The organism is Micromonospora sp. ATLC20 (genome assembly GCF_057196585.1).
In genome coordinates this window covers 1-1,113 of sequence record NZ_JBXUOV010000387.1, presented here as the reverse complement: position 1 = coordinate 1,113, position 1,113 = coordinate 1, and the positions used below count along the sequence as shown (strand labels likewise).

Sequence of the window (1,113 nt, the reverse complement as noted above, 5' to 3'; positions counted from 1 at the left end):
CGGCCAGCCCGTGCAGGTACGCCGCCGCGGCCGCCGCCCGCTCCGGCGCGAGCCCGGCGGCGAGCAGCGAGCCCAGCAGCCCGGCCAGCACGTCGCCGGTGCCACCGGTGGCGAGTACCGGGGTGCCGGTCGGGTTCACGTACGCGCGGCCGTCGGGCGTACCGATGATCGTGTGGTCGCCCTTGAGCAGCACCACCGCGTTCATCCAGGCGGCCAGCCGCAGCGCTGCGGCGACCCGGTCCTCCCCCGGCATCTCGCCACAGAGCCGGGCGTACTCCCGGTCGTGCGGCGTCACCACGATCGGCGCGTCCCGGCCGCGCAGCCGATCGGCCAGCTTGCCGTCGACGAGCAGCGTCAGCGCGTCCGCGTCGAGCACCACCGGCACCGGCGCGGCCAGCACCGCGCGCAGCTCGGCGGCGGAGTCCTCGCCGGTGCCGAGCCCGGAGCCGCAGACCCACGCCTGCACCCGGCCCGCGTCGGCGACCCGGCCGGTGGCGATCACCGACGGGTGCTGGTGCAGCACCTCGCCCTTGGCGCTCCCGGCGTAGCGGACGAGGCCGGTGGGGCCGGCGAGCGCCCCGGCGACAGAGAGCACCGCGGCGCCGGGGTAGGTGGCCGATCCGGTGGCCACGCCGACCACACCCCTGGTGTACTTCTCCGACGACGCGCCCAGCGCCGGCCACCACTCGACGACGTCCGCCTGCTCGATCACCTGGAGCGACGGGGTGCCGCGCAGCCACGGCGTCAGCCCGATGTCGACCAGCTCGACCTCGCCGGCCAGCTCGGCGGCCGGGCCGACGACCAGTGCGGGCTTGAGCGCGCCGAAGGCCACGGTCACGTCGGCGCGGACCGCCCGGGGCCGCCCTGCGTCGGTGAGCGGGACGTGGCCGGTGTCGACAGCGACGCCGCTCGGCACGTCGACCGCGACCACAGTGGCGGGCGTGCCGTCGCGCCCGCGTTGCCCGGTCAGGCTCGCGGCCAGTTGCTCGGCCGTCTCGCGGAGCCCTCCGGTGCCGCCGATGCCCACGATGCCGTCGAGCACCAGGTCGACCACTGCGGGCGGCCGGTCGGCCACGCGCCCGCCGGCGGCGCGCAGCGCGGCCAGGCCCTCGG

At 77.7% G+C, this 1,113-nt stretch carries 1 protein-coding gene; it reads right to left on the bottom strand.

Annotation, left to right across the window (positions count from 1 at the left end; translation table 11 throughout):
• The coding region (locus tag AC2CHG_RS31500; RefSeq protein WP_484526220.1) for an NAD(P)H-hydrate dehydratase at positions 1-1,113 on the bottom strand (1,113 nt) is incomplete at both ends.